The sequence below is a fragment of the Agromyces molybdatiresistens genome (assembly GCF_052748445.2).
This window is the reverse complement of the sequence record NZ_CM188258.1, coordinates 2,317,588-2,336,513: the sequence shown is the minus strand read 5'-3', so window position 1 is coordinate 2,336,513 and position 18,926 is coordinate 2,317,588. Positions and strand designations below refer to the sequence as shown.

Annotated in this window: 18 protein-coding genes; 8 read left to right on the top strand and 10 right to left on the bottom strand. The window is 73.1% G+C overall.

Annotated features, from left to right (window positions below):
- Positions 1 to 13: 13 nt before the first annotated feature.
- From ACULK2_RS10820 to ACULK2_RS10810, 3 genes are all read right to left on the bottom strand, one after another.
- Positions 14 to 1,165: a glutamate--cysteine ligase gene (locus ACULK2_RS10820; RefSeq protein ID WP_445967252.1), complete on the bottom strand. Its 1,152-nt coding sequence runs from the start codon at positions 1,163 to 1,165 to the stop codon at positions 14 to 16.
- Positions 1,166 to 1,234: 69 nt separating this feature from the next.
- Positions 1,235 to 2,218: a proline racemase family protein gene (locus ACULK2_RS10815; RefSeq protein ID WP_501044917.1), complete on the bottom strand. Its 984-nt coding sequence runs from the start codon at positions 2,216 to 2,218 to the stop codon at positions 1,235 to 1,237.
- Positions 2,218 to 3,174 (bottom strand): ornithine cyclodeaminase family protein, encoded by a 957-nt coding sequence (locus ACULK2_RS10810; protein ID WP_445967250.1) that lies wholly within the window; start codon positions 3,172 to 3,174, stop codon positions 2,218 to 2,220. Before ACULK2_RS10810 ends, ACULK2_RS10815 begins: the two co-directional genes overlap by 1 nt.
- A gap of 254 nt (positions 3,175 to 3,428) precedes the next feature.
- On the opposite strand from ACULK2_RS10810, the gene rpsP reads away from it, so the two are divergent.
- The 5 genes from rpsP (at position 3,429) to ACULK2_RS10785 (ending at position 6,326) form a co-directional block, all read left to right on the top strand.
- The gene (gene rpsP, locus ACULK2_RS10805) at positions 3,429 to 3,842 is read left to right on the top strand and encodes a 30S ribosomal protein S16 (RefSeq protein ID WP_445967249.1); all 414 of its coding nucleotides are present in this window, start codon (positions 3,429 to 3,431) and stop codon (positions 3,840 to 3,842) included.
- A gap of 3 nt (positions 3,843 to 3,845) precedes the next feature.
- Positions 3,846 to 4,082: an RNA-binding protein gene (locus ACULK2_RS10800; RefSeq protein ID WP_092669556.1), complete on the top strand. Its 237-nt coding sequence runs from the start codon at positions 3,846 to 3,848 to the stop codon at positions 4,080 to 4,082.
- 1 nt (position 4,083) lies between these two features.
- Positions 4,084 to 4,698, top strand: a complete 615-nt coding sequence (gene rimM / locus ACULK2_RS10795; RefSeq protein ID WP_445967248.1) for a ribosome maturation factor RimM — start codon at positions 4,084 to 4,086, stop codon at positions 4,696 to 4,698.
- 9 nt (positions 4,699 to 4,707) lie between these two features.
- Entirely contained in the window at positions 4,708 to 5,430 is a 723-nt protein-coding gene (trmD, locus tag ACULK2_RS10790) for a tRNA (guanosine(37)-N1)-methyltransferase TrmD (RefSeq protein ID WP_445967247.1), read from the top strand.
- Positions 5,431 to 5,591: 161 nt separating this feature from the next.
- Positions 5,592 to 6,326, top strand: coding sequence for a sirohydrochlorin chelatase (locus ACULK2_RS10785; RefSeq protein WP_445967246.1), 735 nt, complete (start codon positions 5,592 to 5,594; stop codon positions 6,324 to 6,326).
- A gap of 78 nt (positions 6,327 to 6,404) precedes the next feature.
- Here ACULK2_RS10785 and ACULK2_RS10780 read toward each other — a convergent pair whose 3' ends face one another.
- The 6 genes from ACULK2_RS10780 to nirB all read right to left on the bottom strand — a co-directional run bounded on the left by ACULK2_RS10780 (position 6,405) and on the right by nirB (position 16,325).
- A complete protein-coding gene (locus ACULK2_RS10780) occupies positions 6,405 to 8,012 on the bottom strand; it encodes an NAD(P)/FAD-dependent oxidoreductase (RefSeq protein WP_445967245.1) in 1,608 nt (535 codons plus the stop codon).
- Positions 8,009 to 10,144, bottom strand: a complete 2,136-nt coding sequence (locus ACULK2_RS10775) for a molybdopterin oxidoreductase family protein (protein WP_445967244.1) — start codon at positions 10,142 to 10,144, stop codon at positions 8,009 to 8,011. Before ACULK2_RS10775 ends, ACULK2_RS10780 begins: the two co-directional genes overlap by 4 nt.
- 74 nt (positions 10,145 to 10,218) lie before the next feature.
- Positions 10,219 to 11,661: an MFS transporter gene (locus ACULK2_RS10770; RefSeq protein WP_445967243.1), complete on the bottom strand. Its 1,443-nt coding sequence runs from the start codon at positions 11,659 to 11,661 to the stop codon at positions 10,219 to 10,221.
- A gap of 139 nt (positions 11,662 to 11,800) precedes the next feature.
- Positions 11,801 to 12,931 (bottom strand): uroporphyrinogen-III synthase, encoded by a 1,131-nt coding sequence (locus tag ACULK2_RS10765; RefSeq protein WP_445967242.1) that lies wholly within the window; start codon positions 12,929 to 12,931, stop codon positions 11,801 to 11,803.
- On the bottom strand, positions 12,928 to 13,704 hold the full coding sequence (cobA, locus tag ACULK2_RS10760; protein WP_445967241.1) for a uroporphyrinogen-III C-methyltransferase: 777 nt from the start codon (positions 13,702 to 13,704) through the stop codon (positions 12,928 to 12,930). The genes ACULK2_RS10765 and cobA overlap by 4 nt, the downstream gene beginning before the upstream one ends.
- A complete protein-coding gene (gene nirB / locus ACULK2_RS10755; protein WP_445967240.1) occupies positions 13,701 to 16,325 on the bottom strand; it encodes a nitrite reductase large subunit NirB in 2,625 nt (874 codons plus the stop codon). The genes cobA and nirB overlap by 4 nt, the downstream gene beginning before the upstream one ends.
- A gap of 228 nt (positions 16,326 to 16,553) precedes the next feature.
- On the opposite strand from nirB, the gene nirD reads away from it, so the two are divergent.
- Positions 16,554 to 16,904, top strand: a complete 351-nt coding sequence (gene nirD / locus ACULK2_RS10750) for a nitrite reductase small subunit NirD (RefSeq protein WP_445967239.1) — start codon at positions 16,554 to 16,556, stop codon at positions 16,902 to 16,904.
- Between the two features lie 21 nt (positions 16,905 to 16,925).
- On the opposite strand, the gene map is transcribed toward nirD, so the two are convergent.
- Entirely contained in the window at positions 16,926 to 17,693 is a 768-nt protein-coding gene (map, locus tag ACULK2_RS10745; RefSeq protein ID WP_445967238.1) for a type I methionyl aminopeptidase, read from the bottom strand.
- An 86-nt stretch (positions 17,694 to 17,779) separates the two neighbouring features.
- On the opposite strand from map, the gene ACULK2_RS10740 reads away from it, so the two are divergent.
- Both ACULK2_RS10740 and rplS read left to right on the top strand, forming a co-directional pair.
- Positions 17,780 to 18,298, top strand: a complete 519-nt coding sequence (locus ACULK2_RS10740; protein WP_445967237.1) for a hypothetical protein — start codon at positions 17,780 to 17,782, stop codon at positions 18,296 to 18,298.
- Between the two features lie 209 nt (positions 18,299 to 18,507).
- Positions 18,508 to 18,855 carry a 50S ribosomal protein L19 gene (gene rplS / locus ACULK2_RS10735; RefSeq protein ID WP_155052218.1) on the top strand — a complete coding sequence of 116 codons (348 nt, stop codon included), beginning with the start codon at positions 18,508 to 18,510 and terminating at the stop codon, positions 18,853 to 18,855.
- Positions 18,856 to 18,926: the final 71 nt, after the last annotated feature.

The following is an 18,926-nucleotide window of genomic DNA, read 5'->3' as shown; positions in this document are numbered from 1 at the left end:
AGGCGCCCGGCGCCTACTCGGCCGAGCGAACGTGCGTCCCCTCGCGCAACTCGCGCGCGAGGTGGGCGACGACCGCGGTGAGGTCGCCGCCGTGCTGTTCGGCGACCTTCAGCTGGCGCTGGTACCCGGCACCTTCGTCGATGGTGCGACGGATGCGCTGGAGCTCGACGGCGCAGCCGAGCCGTTCTGCGAACGGCGCCAGCGTCACCAGCAGGTCGCGGAGCGCGTCGACCACGGGCCGCTCGTTCCCCGCGGCATCCGTGATGATCTCGGCGTGCATGCCGTACCGGGCCGCGCGCCACTTGTTCTCGCGCACGTACCAGGGCTGCATGACCGGCAGCGTCTCGCCGTCGTCGAGCCGTGTCGACATCCACTCGACCAGGCACTGGATGAGCGCCGCGATCGCGCCGATCTCGTCGGCCGACGACACCCCGTCGCAGACGCGGACCTCGACGGTGCCCCAGCGCGGCGACGGCCGGATGTCCCAGCGCACCTCGGTGTGGTCCTCGATGACGCCCGTGCGGACGAGGTCGTCGACGTACCGCTCGTACGCGGCCCAGTCCGGCAGCTGGTACGGCAGGCCCGCGGTCGGCAGCTGCTGGAACATCAGCGCCCGGTTCGACGCGTAGCCGGTCTCGACGCCCGCCCAGAACGGGCTCGACGCCGAGAGCGCCTGCAGGTGCGGCACGTACGCGAGCAGGCCGTCGAGGATCGGCAGCGCCTTGTCGCGCTCCTCGATTCCGACGTGCACGTGGATGCCCCAGATCATCATGTTGCGGCCCCACCACCGTGTGCGCTCGATGAGCTTGCGGTACCGCGGCTTGTCGGTGAGGCGCTGGTCGTACCATCGGCTGAACGGGTGCGATCCGCTGCACATGAGCTCGTACTCGCCGAGCCGGTCGAGCACCGCGCGCACCTCGGCCACCTGGCCGGTCAGGTCGTCGACCGCGCCCGCGACGTCGTGGTGCACGCCACTGACGAGTTCGACCGTGTTGGTCAGCAGTTCCGAGGTGATGAACGGATGCGGCGTCCCGTCGGCACCGTCGAGGTCGGCGAGCACGCGGTCGCCGACCGAGGCCAGCTCGCCGCTCGACCGATCGACGATCGCGAGCTCCCATTCGATGCCCACGGTCGAACGCTCCGATCGCGCGAACTCGATCTGCATGCGGCACCCCCCGGGTCCTGCGCCCGAGGGCGCACGGCCATCATGACACGGCCCGCCGGTCGGCCCGGGTCAGCGGAGGCTGAATCCCTCCGAGAGCGGGTCGCCCGGATCGAGCTCGAACTCGGAGGCGCCGATCCGGTACGCCTGCCCCGCGATCTCGGGGATGACGCCCTCGGCCGTGCGTCCGGCGACGCGGCCGTGGAACCGCGTGCCGATGATCGAGTCGTGCACGAGGACCTCGTCGTCGGCGAGCAGGCCGGTCTCCGCGAGCAGGGCGACCCGGGCCGCCGTCCCCGAGCCGCACGGGCTGCGGTCGACCTCGCCGTCGGCGAACACCGTCACGTTGCGCTGCCACGGCCCCTCGGCGGCTCGGCCCAGGTCGTCCACGAGGATGGTCCCGTAGACGCCGGAGAGCCGGTCGTCGGGGAGTCGCGCGTCGGGATGGCCGTCGAGCGCCCACTTGATCTCGCGACCGAGCCGGATGAGCTCCGTCGTGTTCGCGGGCGTCACCTCGAGCCCGACCGCACCGGCGGGCAGCGTCGCGTAGACCGCGCCGCCGAACACGAGGTCGACCTCGACCGAGCCGCGGCTCGTCTCGACCGGGAGGCCCGTCGCCAGCACCCGCGAGGGGACGTTCCGGAAGACGACGCCGGTCGTGGCGCCGCCGCGGCGCTGCACGCGGGCCTGCACGCGACCGCTCGGCACGTCGATCGTGACGGTCGCCTCGCCGTCGTCGGGGGCGGCCACGCGACCGGTGCGCACGGCCCACGCCCCGAGCGCCATGGTGCCGTGGCCGCACGCGGTCGAGAACCCGTCCTTGTGCCAGAACAGCACGCCGAAGTCGGCGCCGTCGTCGTCGGGCGGCGTGATGAACCCGCCGTACATGTCGTCGTGTCCGCGGGGTTCGAGGCAGAGGAACCGGCGGAGTGCGTCGGCCCGTCCGGTCATCGCCTCGACGCGCCGCTCGGCGACCGTCCGGCCCTCCGTCGGCGCGTCGAGCACGATGCGGAAGGGCTCGCCGGCCGTGTGCCAGTCCTCGGTCCGCCACCGCATCATCCGGCCCGTCCGTCCCGGAGGGCGAGGGGCGCCACCGCGAGGTCCTGCCAGCCCATGCCGCACGTCTTCACGACCCGGGGGCGATCGGATGGCACGGGGTCGCCGCCGAACAGCCGGGACATCGGGATCAGCCGGTCGGCCGAGAGGTGCCCCTCGCCGATCGCGAGGATCACGTCGCCCGCCTCGGTCAGGGCGACGCGCTCGGACTCGACGATCACGTGCGCGCGACCGAGGAGGTCGCCCGGCAGCTCGCGCACCGAGGGCTCGTGGGAGCCGACGGCGACGACCGCGGCGCGCGCCGGCACGAGGTCGCCCGCGAAGAGCGGCTCGGCGGCGGTCGTGGCGCAGACGACGATGTCGGCGTCGGCGACATCCGCAGCGCTGCCGATCGCGACGTCCAGGCCGGGCGATGCGACGCTCGCGGCCGCGCGTCGTGCCCGCTCCGGATCCCGGCCGACGAACCTGACGCGCTCGATGGGGCGTACGGTGCGCACCGCCTCGACGTGCCCGACACCCTGGGGGCCGGTGCCGAAGACCACGAGCGAGGCGGCGCCGGGCGCGGCGACGAGGTCGAGCACGGCGGCCGACACGGCCGGGGTGCGGAGGCTCGTGAGCGCGGTGCCGTCGAGCACGGCGACCGGCGCGAGCGTCTCGGCGTCGATCAGGACGTACACGGCCCGGATCCGGTCGAGCCCTCTCGCCGGATTGCCCGGCGCCACGGTCGCGAGCTTCTGGCCGACCCAGCCGCCGAGTTCGGAGGGCATGAGCAGCAGCTGCCCGTTCCTGACGTCGACGATGCGCCGTGGCGGATCGAGGTCGGGATCGTAGCCGCCGCGCAGGACCCGCCCGACGGCGTCCACGGCGGCGCGCATCGGGACCCGAGCGGCGATCGTGGCCGCATCGATGACCTCGAGGAAGTCGGGGAGCCGGAGGGACTCGGGGGTGCCGCCCATGCCGCAATCGTACGGGCGCTCCGATCGCGGACGCGCCTCGGTCAGCCGACGTGGGCGGGCGGTCGCGCGACGAGCGGGCGGCGGCCACCTCGGGGATTCTCGTTTCGGCGCGGAATCTGCAAGAATGGTCAGTCGAGTTCTGTACCGCCCGACCCTCTATCCGGCGCGCAGGACACCCTTTGAGCTTCCGCCGAGTGTGCACCCCACGCTCACGGCTGTCAGTTCGCCTACCTCACAACACATCCAGGAGAATCGTGGCTGTCAAGATCCGCCTCAAGCGGCTCGGCAAGATCCGTGCCCCGTACTACCGCATCGTCGTCGCCGACTCGCGCACCAAGCGCGATGGTCGCGTGATCGAGGAGATCGGCAAGTACCACCCGACCCAGAACCCCTCGTTCATCGAGGTCGACTCGGAGCGCGCGCAGTACTGGCTCGGCGTCGGCGCCCAGCCGACCGAGCAGGTGCTCGCCATCCTCAAGCTCACCGGCGACTGGGGCACGTTCAAGGGCGACAAGAACGCCAAGAACACCGTCCAGACCGCCGCGCCGAAGTCCGAGTACGAGGTCGACACGGCCAAGAAGTCGGTCGTGAAGCCCAAGGCCGAGAAGCCGGCCAAGGCCGAGGAGCCCGCCGAGGCTCCCGACGAGACCGCGTCGGACGAGGCGTAGGCCTTGCTCACTTCCGCGCTCGAGCACCTCGTCAAGGGGATCGTCGATCACCCCGACGAGGTGAAGGTCGTCTCCGCGTCGAGCGCACGCGGCGAGGTCCTCGAGGTGCACGTGCACCCCGAGGACCTCGGCCGCGTCATCGGGCGGTCCGGTCGCACCGCGAAGGCCCTGCGCACGATCGTCGCCGCCCTCGCCGACGGCCGCCGGGTCCGCGTCGACGTCGTCGACACCGACGACTGACGTGGCCGCGGCGACCCGCCCCCAACAGCTCCGCGTCGGCCGGCTGACGAAGGCGCACGGCCTGAAGGGCGCCCTCAAGCTCGAGCTGTACACGGACGATCCCGAGCGGCGCTTCGTGCCCGGCGCGGAGTTCTCGCTGCAGGTGCCGGAGGACTCCCCGTGGCACGGCCGCACGCTCGCGTTCCGCGAGCTGCGCTGGTACAACGGCCAGCCCGTGGGCTTCTTCGAGGGCGTCGACGACCGCACCGCCGCCGAGAGCCTGGTCAAGGCGATCCTCTGGGTCGACCAGCCCGTCGACGAGGAGCCCGAACCCGACGCCTGGTACGACCACCAGCTCATCGGCCTCGCGGTGATCCGCGACGGCGAGCGCATCGGCCAGGTCGCGCACGTCGACCACCTTCCCGCGCAGGACCTGCTCGTCGTGAAGACGGCGAAGGGCGACGTCATGGTCCCGTTCGTCTCGGCGTTCGTGCCCGAGGTCGACGTCGACGCCGGCACGCTCACCGTGACGCCGCCGCCCGGCCTGTTCGAGGAACTTCCCGACGACGCCGCGGGCGACGGCCCTGCGGCCGACGACGACGCCGTCGACGCGTCCGACGAGACGCCCGCCGGATAGGCTCCGACGGTGCGCATCGACATCGTCACGATCTTCCCGTCGTTCTTCGACGTGCTCGACCTGTCGCTGCTCGGCAAGGCCCGGCAGACGGGCCTGATCGAGGTCGCCACCCACGACCTGCGCGAGTTCACCCACGATCGTCACCGCACGGTCGACGACACCCCGTACGGCGGCGGTGCGGGCATGGTCATGAAGCCCGAGCCGTGGGGCGAGGCGCTCGACTCGATCATCGGAGAGGACGAGACGGCGTCCGACGCGCTGCTGGTCGTGCCGTCGCCTGCCGGCGAACCGTTCACGCAGGCGACCGCCCGCGAGCTCGCGGCGGAGTCGCACCTCGTCTTCGCCTGCGGACGCTACGAGGGCATCGACCAGCGCGTCGTCGACCACTACGAGTCGCGCATGCGCGTGCGCCTGATCAGCCTCGGCGACTACGTGCTGAACGGCGGCGAGGTCGCCGTGATGGCGATGATCGAGGCTGCGGGTCGACTCGTGCCCGGCGTCGTCGGCAATCCGGAGAGCCTCGTCGAGGAGTCGCACGAGGACGGCCTGCTCGAGTACCCGAGCTACACGAAGCCCGCCGTCTGGCGCGGGCTCGAGGTGCCGCCGGTGCTGCTCTCCGGGCACCACGGCCGGGTCGCCGAGTGGCGCCACGAGCAGCAGGTGGAGCGCACGCGGCGAGTGCGTCCCGAGCTGCTGGGCGACGTCGCCGACGACGCTCCCGGCCCCGCCTGACCGACGCGCCCGATCGCTCCGCGTGAGGGACTCTTCACGCGCCGGAAACACGTGGGTGCGCTCGGCGAAACACGTCCTGAATACCGTCGGATCGGCGGGTGAGACCGGATTCCGCCGGAAGGTGCGGGCGTGAGATGGGTCGGACGAGCGATGCCGGAGTCGTGTCGGAACCGGTCCGCCGTCCTCCGCTGCGACTCGTCGCCGTCACCCACGGCACGCCTTCGACGGCCAACCGCGAGGCGGTGATCCGCCTCATCGACGGCGTCGCCTCGGCGCGACCCGACCTCGACGTCTCGATCACCTTCGTCGACGCGAGCAACGCCGACATCGGCGCCGCGCTCGAGGCGGCCGCCGAGCCCGACGCGGTGATCGTGCCCCTCGTGCTGTCGGCCGGATTCCACGTGCGCACGGGGCTATCGCTCGGCCTCGACCGCATCGGCGGCTCGGCTCGGCTGGCTGCCGAGCTCGGTCCCGACGAGCGACTCGTGGACGTGCTCGCCGACCGCCTGCTGGCCGCCGGCCTCGGCGACGGCGACACGGTCCTCCTCGCCGCGGCGGGTTCGAACGACCCGCGCGCCGTGCGGGAGTGCTTCGAGACCGCGCGCCGGCTCGGCCAGCGCCTCGGCCGATCGGTCACGGTCGGGTTCATCGCCGCCGCCATTCCGCGCCTGCCCGACGCGATCGAGATGATCCGCGAGGTCCACCCCGGTTCGCGCATCGTGGTCGGACCGTACCTGCTGGCGCCCGGGACCTTCTACGACCAGGCGGTCGCCGCCGGCGCCGACGCCATCGCCGACCCGCTGCTCGTGCCGGGATCGCCGCCGCCGTCCGCGCTCGTCGAGTTGGTCCTCGACCGGTACACGGCGGTCGAGCTGGACCAGCGCGAGCACGCCTGACGGCGGGCCCGCCACTGCGCGGCTGCCACGGCGCGGCTCGGACCGCGATCGACGCCGAGGCCTCAGCGGCACGCCCGATCAGGCGGTGAGGCTCGCCGCCCCGTCGGCCTCGGCGGAACGCGCCAGGACCTCGGCGATCCGCCCGCGGCATCCGCCGCACCCGGTGCCCGCCCGCGTGTCGCGGCCGATGCACTCGACCGTCGCGTTGCCGCACGCGTGCGACTCCTCGATGCGGCCGACCGTCACGCCGTTGCACCAGCACACGGTGGTCTCAGGGGCGAACGCGTCGGCGTTCACCGACGGGTCGTCGTCGGGGCCGTCGAAGCGCAGCAGCAGCGAGCGGTCCGCCGGCAGTTCGGCTCGGCGTTCGAACAGCAGGGTCAGCTCGGCCGCCGTCCGCGGCATCCCGACGCTCGCGAACCCGGTCAGGACCCCGCCCTCGGTGACCATCTTCACGTAGCGCAGGTGCTCGGGGTCGGCCCACTGGGCGACACGGCGTCGCGGCGCGAGCGCATCGTCGTCCCAGGGGTCGGACGAGACGTCGCCGACCGCGACGACGTCGACGTGCTCGGCCTTGAGCATGACGATCGCGTCGCGTTCGGGTGCCAGCGCGGCACCCGGTTCCCGTCCCTCCGCCTCGGCGGCGAAAACGCCCGCGAGCCACTCGGCCTGGCGCCAGCCCGGTCCGATCAGTCCGGACGGGGCGCCCGGCAGGGTGCGGCGGCCGGCGGTCTCCTCGGTGCGCTCGACGACCTGCGCGCAGTCGCCGACGGCGAACACGTCGGGGTCGCTCCAGCTGCGGAGGTCCGGACCGACGACGACGCCGACGGCCGTGCGGAGCCCGGCGAGGGTGGCCAGCTCGTTCCGCGGGCTGACCCCGCAGGAGAGCACGAGGAGGTCGCCGCGCACCTGCTTGCCGTCGGCCGTGACGAGCATGTCGAAGCGGCGCGTGCCGTCGTCGTCGGTTCGGAATCCGATGGCCTCGGCGCGGCTGTGCGCGATGACGGTGATGCCCGTGCGACGCAAGGCCGAGCGGAGCACGTGCCCGCCGCCGCGATCGAGGTTGCGCGGCATCGGATGGGGGCCGTGGTGGACCACGCACACCTGCGCGCCCGCGTGGGCGGCGGCGAGCGCGAGCTCGAGGCCGAGCACGCCCGCCCCGAGCACGACGATCCGGCGGCGCCCGCGGACGGCCTCGAGCACGCGCTCGGCGTCTGCGAGGTCGCGGAGGGCGGTGACCCCGGCCGGCAGGTCGTCGTCCCTCGCGACGAGCGTCGCCGGGTGGCGCTCGAGGTCGGCCAGGTCCCGCCGTGGGCGATCGACGCCCTCGAGCGTCGGCACGTTCGCACGCGAACCGGTCGCGAGCACCAGCCGGTCGTAGGGGAGGGCCTCGCCCGTCGACAGGTGGACGAGGTGCGCGTCGCGGTCGATCCGGGTCGCGCGGACGCCGAGGAGCACCGAAGCGCCCGCCGATTCCGCGGACTCGCGGTCGCCGACGAGCATCGTCTCGAGGTCGGCGTTGCCGACGGCGTACTCGGCGACGAGGACCCGGTTGTACGCCTCGACCGGCTCGCCCGCGACGACCGTGAGGGCGACCGCGCCGGATCGCACCGACGGCAGCAGCTCCTCGACGAAGCGCGCACCGACCGGCCCGTAGCCGACGAGGACGATCCGGAGTGGGCTCATGAGTCGGCTCCCGCTTCGACGAGGCGCGTCACGCGCACGAGGTTGGTCTTGAACTCGGGCATCGACGAGATCGGGTCGACCGCGTCGGAGGTGAGCAGGTTGGCGGCCTGTTCGTCGCCGTAGTGGAAGGGCAGGAAGACGGAGTCGGTTCGGATGTCGGTCGTCAGGCGTGCACGGCACCGCACCGTGCCGCGCTCGTTCGCGACCTCGACCGGCTCGTCGTCGGCGATGCCGAGCCGCGCCGCGGTGGCGGGGTGCAGCGCGGCGCGCGCCTCGGGCTGGGCGTCGAGCAGTTCGGGCACCCGCCGGGTCTGAGCGCCGCTCTGGTAGTGCTCGAGCAGACGCCCCGTGACGAGGGTGAGCTCGTCGGCGGATGGCGCGGGACGCGCGCCCGTGCGCGGCGCGACGGCGACCAGGCGGGCGAGTCCGTCGTCGTGGTGGAACCGATCGGCGAACAGGCGCGGCGTGCCGGTGCCGCCCCGCGGGAACGGCCAGAACGCCTCGGCGCCGGCGTCGAGCATCGCGTAGTCGATGCCCGAGTAGTCCGCGATGCCGCCCTCGGACGCGAGGCGCAGCTCGTCGAACACCGCCTCGGGGTCGGTGTCGAACCGGGCGGTCGAGCCGAGTCGCCGCGCGAGTTCGTGCAGGATCCAGAGCTCGTCCCGGGCGTCGCCCGGCGGCGAGAGGGCTGGACGACGACGGATGACGCGTCCCTCGAGGTTCGTCATCGTCCCGTCCTCCTCGGCCCACTGCAGGACCGGGAGCACGACGTCGGCCAGCGCCGCCGTCTCGGACAGGACGAAGTCGCACACGACGAGGAGGTCGAGGCGCTCGATGCCGCGTCGCACGTCGGAGACGTTCGGCGAGGACACGACGAGGTTCGAGCCGTGCACCAGGAGTGCGCGGACGCCGCCCGGCCGGCCGAGCGAGCCGAGCAGCTCGATCGCGGGGAGCCCCGGGCCGGGGATCTCGGCGGGGTCGACGCCCCAGACCCGCGCCACGTGCGCACGGGCGTCGGGGTCGGTGATCTTCCGGTAGCCCGGCAGTTGGTCGCACTTCTGCCCGTGCTCGCGCCCGCCCTGGCCGTTGCCCTGGCCGGTGAGCGTGCCGTACCCGCTGCCCGGGCGGCCGGGCAGGCCGAGCAGGAGTGCGAGGTTGATCGCCGCGGTCGCGGTGTCGGTGCCGTCGACGTGCTGCTCGACGCCGCGCCCGGTGAGGATGTACGTCCGGCCGCCCGCTGCGAGGCGGCGGGCGATCGCCCGGATCGTCGCCGCGGGCACGCCGGTCGCCGACTGCACGCGCTCCGGCCACCACGACGCGACGCTCCGGCGGAGTGCGGCGTACCCCGTCGTGCGCGACCCGATCCAGGCCTCGTCGACGAGCCGCTCGGCGATGACGACGTGCGCGAGGCCGAGGAGCAGCATGAGGTCGGTGCCGGGCGCCGGCTGCACGTGCAGGCCCTGCCCGTCGTCGGTGAGCCTCGCGGTGGACGTGCGTCGCGGGTCGACCACGACGAGGCCGCCCGCCGCCTGGGCGCCCGCGAGGTGCCCGATGAACGGCGGCATGGTCTCGGCGACGTTGGTGCCGAGCAGGAGGATCGTCTCGGCGTCGTCCAGGTCGGCGAGCGGGAACGGCAACCCGCGATCGATGCCGAACGCGCGGTTGCCGGCGGCGGCCGCCGACGACATGCAGTACCGGCCGTTGTAGTCGATGCGGCTCGTGCCGAGCGCGAGCCGGGCGAACTTGCCGAGGAGGTACGCCTTCTCGTTCGTGAGCCCGCCGCCGCCGAAGACGCCGACGGCGTCGGCGCCGTGGTCCGAGCGGATGGCGCGGAGCCGGTCGGCCACGAGGTCCAGCGCGGCCTCCCACGTGGTCTCGCGAAGTGCGCCGTCCGAGCCGCGCTCGAGCGGTGCGGTGAGCCGGGACGGCGCCGCGAGGAGCTCCGCCGACGTCCAGCCCTTCTTGCACAGCCCACCGCGGTTGGTGGGGAACTCGCGGCCCGCGACCGTGACGGGAGGTGCGGTGGCCCCTGATGGGGTGCCCGTGGCGGAGCCCGCCTCCGCGGCATCCGTCGCCGTCAACGACATCGCGCACTGCAGCGCGCAGTAGGGGCAGTGGGTGTCGGTTCCCATGTCGTCCTCCTGATGTGCTGCGGGTGCGGGGAGTGGGTGCGGGCCGGGCGGTGAGGTCGCCCGGCCCGCCCCGGTCAGATCCGGTGCCCTGAGCGCCTGGCGAGGGTCAGGTAGACGCCCGCGGTGATGAGCAGCATCACGGCGTAGGCCCACACGAACCAGCTGAGCCCCGTCGTGTAGTCGCCGTACGTGGTCTTCGACAGGCCGAGCAGCTGCGGGATCACGAAGCCGCCGTACGCGCCGACCGCGGAGATGATGCCGAGGGCCGCGGCGGCCTTCCGCTGCGAGCTGACGTCGCCGGCCGACTCGTGCGCGTTGTGCGCGCCGGCGCGGAGCGCGAAGACCGTGGGGATCATCCGGTAGGTCGAGCCGTTGCCGACGCCCGACGCGGTGAACAGCACCAGGAACAGGCCGAGGAAGAGCCAGAAGTTCGCGAGCGGGAGCGTCCAGACCACGGCCAGAGCGCCGGCCGCCATGACCGCGAACGCGGCCATGGTGATCTGCGTGCCGCCGAACCGGTCGGCGAGACGGCCGCCGTAGGGTCGGGCGAGCGAGCCGACGAGCGCACCCATGAAGGCCAGCTGCAGGCTCGCCGAGCCGACCTGGAACGTGGAGAAGTCGGGGAACTGGTCGGCGATGAGCTTCGGGAACACGCCCGCGAATCCGATGAACGAGCCGAACGTGCCGATGTAGAGCACGGAGAGGATCCAGAGGTGCGGCTCCTTCAGCGCGGCGAGCGAGGCCGCGACATCCGCCTTCGCGTTCGAGAGGTTGTCCATGCGGAGCGCCGCGCCGACCATCGCGATGAGGATGAACGGCACCCAGATCCAGCCCGCGAGCGGGAGGTTCAGCGTGACGGCCGCTCCGATCGTGATCGCGATCGGCACCACGAACTGCGCGACCGCGGCGCCCAGGTTGCCGCCGGCCGCGTTCAGCCCCAGCGCCCAGCCCTTCTCCCGCTGCGGGAAGAAATAGGTGATGTTCGCCATCGAGCTCGCGAAGTTGCCGCCGCCGAAGCCGGCGAGTGCCGCGATCGCGAGCATCACGCCGAACGGGGTCTCGGGGTTCGACACCGCGACCGCCAGGCCGATGGCCGGGATCAGGAGGAGCGCCGCCGACACGATCGTCCAGTTCCGGCCCCCGAAGCGCGGGACCATGAACGTGTACGGGATCCGGAGCGTCGCGCCGACGAGCGCGGGGATGGAGATGAGCCAGAACACCTGGCCGGTGTCGAACGCGAAGCCCGCCGCGGGGAGCGAGACGACCACGATCGACCAGAGCTGCCAGACGACGAAGCCGAGGAACTCGGCGAAGATCGACCAGCGGAGGTTGCGGGCGGCGATGCGCCGGCCCTCGCGCTCCCACTGGTCGGGGTTCTCGGGGTCCCAGCCGTCGATCCAGCGGCCGGGTCGGACGGCGAGGGCGCCCGCGCCGGCGGGGGGCGCGACGGGCGCGGCGCCCGCAGGTGCCGTGGGTGCGGGGCTCGTGGGCGGCGGGGCGGAGAGGGTCTCGGTCATCGGTGCCTCCAGGTGGTGTCGGTCACGGGTCGAGCTGGTGAGGCGACGCTATCCACGGCGTGTTTCCCCGACCGGCGCCCGGGGTGAACTTCGTGTTCCCACCTGCTCACCTCCCCGGTGCATCGATGTGAGGTCATGGTCAGACGTCGATCCGGTAGCCGCGCTTGACCACGGTCGAGATCAGGCCGGGCACTTTCAGCGTCTGCCGCAGGCGGCTCAGCGCGACCTCGAGCGCGTGCTCGTCGGCCGTGCCCGGCATGCCCGCGGCGAGGCGGTCGCGGGCGACCACGTTGCCGCGCGCCTGCACGAGCGGTCGGAGGATCGAGAGCGCGACGGGCGGCAGCGCCACGCGGCGCCCGCGCACCTCCACGACCGAGCCGCGGAGCGCGAGCCGGCCGTGCTGCGTCTCGAGGCGCACGACCCGTTCGGTCTCGAGGTGCTCGCAGACCTGGCGGATCATCGCGCCCATCCGGAACCGGTCCGGTTGGAGCGGCCGGACGCCAGCGGCGACGAGCGGCGCGGAGGTCACAGGCCCGACGGTCGCGGCGACGACCGGTCCGCGCATCGCGTCGACGAGGTCGTCGTACCGGCCCCGCGCCTCGGCGGCCATGAGCAGTGCGTGCACGGCGGGCGCGCTCGTGAACGTGATGCAGTCGAGGCCGCCCGTGCAGGCCGCCTCGATGAGGCGGTCCACACGCTCGTCGGTGAGGTCGGGATCGATCCATCGATACGGTTCGACGGTGAGGACGCGGTCGTGCGCGTCGCGCAGGCGGTCGAGCGCCTCCGGCGGCAGGTAGCCGTGCAGCTGCACGGCGACGGTGAGGCCCGGCGGGTGCGTCGCGAGCACCTCGTCGATGAGCGACTCGGTGGTCTCCTCCGCGCTCATGCCCACGTCGTCGAGGCCGGCGGCGCGGATCCCGCCGCGCGCCTTCGGCCCGCGGACGAGGATGGCGGTGCGCCCGAGGGCGTGCAGGAGGTCGTCGCCGAGCCCGGCGGCATCCGCGACCTCGAACCAGCGGCGAACGCCGTACGCGGTCGTCGCGAGCAGCACGTCGGGTCGCGCCTCGACGATCGCCCGCGTGTCGGCGATCACGGGTTCGTCGGAGCTCGCGTTCGCCATGCGGATCGTGGGCGCGTGCACCACCTGGGCGCCGCGGCGCACGAACGCGTCGATGAGGTCCGCGGAGCGGCGGTCGCTCGTCACACCGATCCGGAACCCCTCGAGCTGGTCGGGCCGGAACCCGATCGCGGCCTCGACCTGGTCGGTCACGTGACCACCGCCGCGAACCCGGCGGCGCGCTCCATGAGCTCGGCCGCGGTCCGGTCGCCGTCGTGCGCGAGGCGGACGACCTCGCCGACCACGATCACCGCGGGCGCGGCGACGCCGGCGAGGCCGGCGGCCGGAACGATGCCGGCGAGGTCGGCGACGGTGGTCCGCTGGTCGCAGCGGAAGCCGCGTTCGATGATCGCGACGGGCATCGCGGCGGCCATGCCGTGACGCGCGAGCCCGGCGGCGAGCTGCGGCAGCGTGTTCACGCCCATCAGCACGACGATCGTGCCGCCGAGGCCGGCGAGGTGGTGCAGCTCCTCCTCGCTGAGCGGTGCGTGCCCGGAGACCACCGTGAAGAGGCGGCTGACGCCGCGGTGGGTGAGGGGGATGCCGGCGGCGCCGGGCACCGCGACGGCGCTCGTCACGCCGGGTAGCACCTCGACCGGCACGCCGGCCCGGTGGCACGCGAGCACCTCCTCGCCGCCCCGCCCGAACACGTACGGGTCGCCGCCCTTCAGTCGGACGACGTTCCGGCCGGCGAGCGCGTGCGCGACGAGCAGCGCCTCGATCTCCTCCTGGGGCAACGCGTGGTGCCCGGGCCGCTTGCCCACGTCGACCAGGTCGGCGTCGGGTGCGAGCTCGGCGAGGCGCGCGTGCGGAGCGAGGCGGTCGTAGAGCACGACGTCCGCGGCACCGAGGGCGCGGACGGCCGCGACCGTGAGCAGGTCCTCCCGCCCGGGGCCGCCGCCGACGAGCGTGACGCGGCCGGTCATGCGCCCGCCCCCCGCACCGGGATCGTCGGGCCGGCGACGAGCACCGCCTCGCCTCGTGCGATCTCGTCGGGTCGGGCCGGGCGGAGCTGGCCGCGCTCCTCGACCCGTGCGAGCGCGGCGACGGTCGCGGCCTCGGGGTCGCCGGAATCGGGCGCGTTCACGAACGGGCGGAACCGCCGCAGCCGCTCGGGGTCGGCGAGCGTCGCCGCCCACTCGTCCTCGTACGTGTCGACGTGCTTCGCCATCGCCGCCTCGAGCTCGTCGGCGAGGCCGAGCGAGTCGTGCACGACGACGTCGCGCACGTGGTCGAGCCCGCCGTCGAGGTCCTCGATCCAGCGAGCCGTGCGCTGCAACCGGTCGGCCGTGCGGATGTAGTACATCATGTAGCGGTCGATGTAGCGGATGAGGGTCTCGTCGTCGAGGTCGCTCGCGAGCAGCTGCGCGTGTGCGGGCTGGAAGCCGCCGTTGCCGCCCACGTAGAGGTTCCAGCCCTGGTCGGTGGCGATCACGCCGACGTCCTTTCCGCGGGCCTCGGCGCACTCGCGCGCGCAGCCCGAGACGCCGAACTTCAGCTTGTGCGGCGACCGGAGGCCGCGGTACCTGAGCTCGAGCCGGATCGCCATCGCGACCGAGTCCTGCACGCCGTACCGGCACCAGGTCGAGCCGACGCAGCTCTTCACGTTCCGGAGGGCCTTGCCGTACGCCTGTCCCGACTCGAAGCCGGCGTCGATGAGCCGCTTCCAGATCTCCGGAAGCTGGTCGAGGCGCGCACCGAAGAGGTCGATGCGCTGGCCGCCCGTGATCTTCGTGTAGAGGCCGAAGTCGGTGGCGACCTGCGCGATGACCGCGAGCTTCCGCGGCGTGATCTCACCGGCGGGGATGCGCGGCACGACGGAGTACGTGCCGTCCTTCTGCATGTTCGCCATGGCACGGTCGTTGGTGTCCTGCAGGCCGCCGCGGCCGCCGTCGAGGATGTACGAGCCGTGCTGCGCGGCGAGCACCGACGCGACCACGGGCTTGCACACGTCGCAGCCGCGGCCGGTGCCGAGCCGGCCGATGATCTCCTCGAACGAGGCGAGCTCCAGCACGCGCACGGACTCGAAGATCTCCTGCCGCGAGATCGGGAAGTGCTCGCACAGCGCGCGCGAGACCGTCTTGCCGGACTTCTCCAGCTCGGCCTCGAGGAGCTTCTTCACGAGCGGCACGCACGATCCGCACTGGGTCCCGGCCCGCGTGCAGGCCTTCAGCGGGCCGAGCTCGGCGCAGCCCTCCTCGTGCCCGCCGTGCGGGCCGTTCACCGCATCGCGGATCGTGCCGGCGGCCACGTTGTTGCACGCGCACACCAGAGCGGATGCCGGGAGCTCGTCGCCCGCGGGCGCCTCCATGCCCGACGCCGAGAGGTACGCGGCCGGCTCGCCGGACAGCTCGGTGCCGAGGAGCGGCCGCAGCGACGCGTACGGCGAGGCGTCGCCGACGAAGACGCCGCCGAGCAGGGTCTTGGCGTCGTCCGTCATCACGAGCTTCTGGTACAGGCCGCGCGCCGGGTCGGCGTAGACGATCTCGAGCGCCTGGTCGGTGCGGGCGAGCGCGTCGCCGAAGCTCGCCACGTCGACGCCCGAGAGCTTCAGCTTCGTCGCGTCGTCGACGGTCGTGAACTCGGCCGCACCGCCGAGCAGGCGGTCGGCGACGACCTCCGCCATCGCGTTCGCGGGGGCGACGAGCCCGGTGCAGCGTCCCTCGAAGCTCGCGACCTCGCCGATCGCCCAGACGTTCGGGGCGGATGCCGCGCACGCCGTGTCGATCGCGACGCCGCCGCGCGGTCCGAGCTCGAGCCCCATCGCCCGAGCCAGCTCGTCGCGCGGCGTGATCCCGATCGCGAACACGACGAGGTCGGCGTCGACGCGGCGGTCGTCGGTGAGCTCCACCCCCACGACGCCGCCGCTGCCGGTGAGCACCTTCGCGGGGCGGACCCCGAGGTGCAGGTCGATGCCCTGGCCGGCGATGATGCGCCCGAGGGCGCGCCCGGCACCCTCGTCGAGTTGCGCCGACATCAGCCAGGAGCCGGAGTGCACGATCGCGGCGCGGGCGCCGAGCGTGGCGAGGCCGCCCGCCGCCTCGAGCCCGAGCAGCCCGCCCCCCGCGACGACGACGCGTGGGGCGCGGCCGAGGCGCTCGGCGAGGTCGCGGGTCTCCGCGACGAGGGCGTCGACGTCGTCGATCGTGCGGTACACGCGGATGTGCTCGCTGCCCGGGATGGCCGGCACGGGCGCGCTCGAGCCGGTCGCGAGCACGAGGTCGTCGAACCGCAACCCGATGCCGTTCGCGGTCGTGGCCACGCCGGCCGCGGCGTCCACCTCGACGACGCGCTCGCCCGTGAGCAGGCGGACCGACCCTTCCGCCCACGGCGTCGGGGAGAGGGTGAGGTCCGCACGGGTGTCGGCGAGCCGGGTGCTCAGCGCGACCCGGTCGTACGGTGCGTGCACCTCGTCGGCGACGACCGTGACGCGGAGCGTCCGCCCGCCGTCGCGGGCGTGCAGGCTGTCGGCGAGTCGGTGCGCGGCGGGCCCGCCGCCGACGACGAGCACGTCGCGCGGGGCGGCGGCGTTCGCGGTGTCGTTCATGGCTCCTCCGGTCCTCGAGTTGACGGCGAGCGTACGGCGGCGCGGTTTCGCTCCTGTTTCGAGGCCGTAACACAAGTGCTCCGGGACCTTGCATCGCGCGTCGGGACGTGTGAGGGGGGTTTCACCCGTGCGAAACACCGTCGGCGCGCCGGGGGAAACATCGCGCGCGTAGCGTCGTCGGCACCGAACGGCCCCGACGGGATCGGAACCGAGGAGAGGAAGCCGCACATGACGTCGACCATGGAACTCGCCACCGACTGGGTCCCCGCGTGCGGGGTCGCCGACCTCGAGCCCGGCTGGGGCGAGGTCGCCCTCGTGGGCGCCCGGATGGTCGCGCTCGTGCGCGTCGACGGCGACGAGGTGTACGCGGTCGATCACCACGACCCGCACACGGGCGCCCCCGTGATGGCGCGCGGCATCGTCGGATCCCGCGGCGAGCGGCCGACGATCGCCTCGCCGCTGCACAAGGAGGTCTACGACCTCGGCACCGGGGAGTGCTTCACCGACCCGTCGCTGGGGCTCCGCACCTACCGCACGCGGGTGGTCGGCGGGATGATCCAGGTCGAGTTCGACGCCTGACCGCCGAGGCGGCGAGGCGATTCAGCCGCGCTGCGTGAGGACGATCGGGTCGCCCTCGGTGATCGCGACCGTGTGCTCCGAGTGCGCGCCCCGGGAGCCGTCGACGCTCCGCAGCGTCCAGCCGTCCGGGTCCGTGAAGATGCGGTCGGTCGAGTGCAAAAACCACGGCTCGATCGCGACGACGAGCCCCGGCTTCAGGGGGAGGCCGCGGCCGGGACGGCCGCTGTTCGGGATGTGCGGGTCGCCGTGCATCGTGCGGCCGACGCCGTGGCCGCCGAAGTCGGTGTTGATCGACAGGCCCTCGGCCTTGGCGACGTCGGCGATCGCGCGCGAGATGTCGCCGATGCGGTTGCCGGGCCGCGCCGCGGCGATGCCCGCGTCGAGTGCGCGGCGCGTCGTGTCGATGAGGCGGAGGTCCTCGTCGCGCGGCGTGCCGACGACCACCGAGACGGCCGAGTCGGCGACCCATCCGTCGACCGAGGCGGCGAAGTCGAGGCTCAGCAGGTCGCCGTCCTTCAGGCGGTAGTCGTGCGGGAGGCCGTGCAGGACCGCGTCGTTGACCGACGTGCAGATGACCTTGCCGAACGGACTGGCGCCGAACGACGGGTGGTAGTCGATGTAGCAGCTCTCGGCGCCCGCCTTTCGGATCATCTCGTGCGCGAGCGCGTCGAGCTCCAGCAGGTTCACGCCGACGGACGCGGCCTTCGACGTCGCCTCCAGCACGCTGGCCACGAAGCGGCCCGCGGGGCGCATCTCCTCGATCTCGGCGGGGGTCCTCAGTTCGATCACGCTCATCCTCTCCGCCCACCATTCTGTCGGGTCCGCCCTGAGTGAACACCCGGCCGCCGTCCAGTCGCCCGAAGTACGCTGGGCGCATGCTCATCCGACGGGGGTTCTACCGGTGGCAGTTCGCCGCCGCGATCGTGCTGCCGGTCTGGCTGCTCATCGGCTACGCGATCTTCGGCTCGAGCGGATGGGGCGTCGTCGGCCTCATGTTCGTGACGCCGATCGCCTTCATCACGCTCGGCGTCGTCGCCCTCCTCGTCGCGGCCCGGCCCGACGTCCGGCGCGACAGGGCCGTCGCCTGGTCGGATGTCGCGGTGCTCGGCGCCTGGCACCTGCTCATCGTCGCCGCGGGGTTCTACGGGCCGACGGGCATCACGTTCGCGATCCTCGCGATGGTGGGCGCGATCGCCGCCTTCTGGTACGCGGTCTGGCGGCTCCTCCGCGACGGCGCCCGCCGCGTGCGGGCGACGATGGACGAGTACGAGCGGCTCGTCGCCGAGGGCGCGCCCGCGCAGGGGGTCGACGGGCGCACGACCCGGTCCGCCGAGGACGCCGGCGAGGTCATCGTCATCCGCGAGGAGCGACGCTGGGAGGAGCGGCGGGGCTGACCCGGTTCCGCGCGTGCGGCGCCGCCACGCGGCATCCCATCACCGCTTTTGGCCGGTGGCGCACGATCTGGCAGAATGGTTGTTCGTGCCGTCGCACCGCTCTGCCTCCGGGGAGCCCGCACGTCGCGAGTGATCGCGCGAACGGCGCCGAACTCTTCTTCCAATCAGATCCGCGTTCGACCGGTGGCGGGCGCAGAGAGCGAACCATCATGCACATCCTCGACCACGTCGACGCCGCGAGCCTGCGTTCGGACATCCCGGACTTCCGCCCCGGCGACACCGTCAAGGTGCACGTCAACATCATCGAAGGCACGCGCTCGCGCATCCAGGTCTTCCAGGGCGTCGTCATCGGCCGCTCCGGCGAGGGCGTGCGGGAGACGTTCACCGTTCGCAAGATCAGCTTCCAGGTGGGCGTCGAGCGCAAGTTCCCGGTCCACTCGCCGGTGATCGACCACATCGAGGTCGTCACCCGCGGTGACGTCCGTCGCGCCAAGCTCTACTACCTGCGCGAGCTCCGCGGCAAGAAGGCGAAGATCAAGGAGAAGCGCGAGAACTGATCGGCTGCGAGCCGCGGTCGAACGCGTCATCCGCTCGAGCTCCCCACCCCTAGACTGGGGCGGGGAGCTCG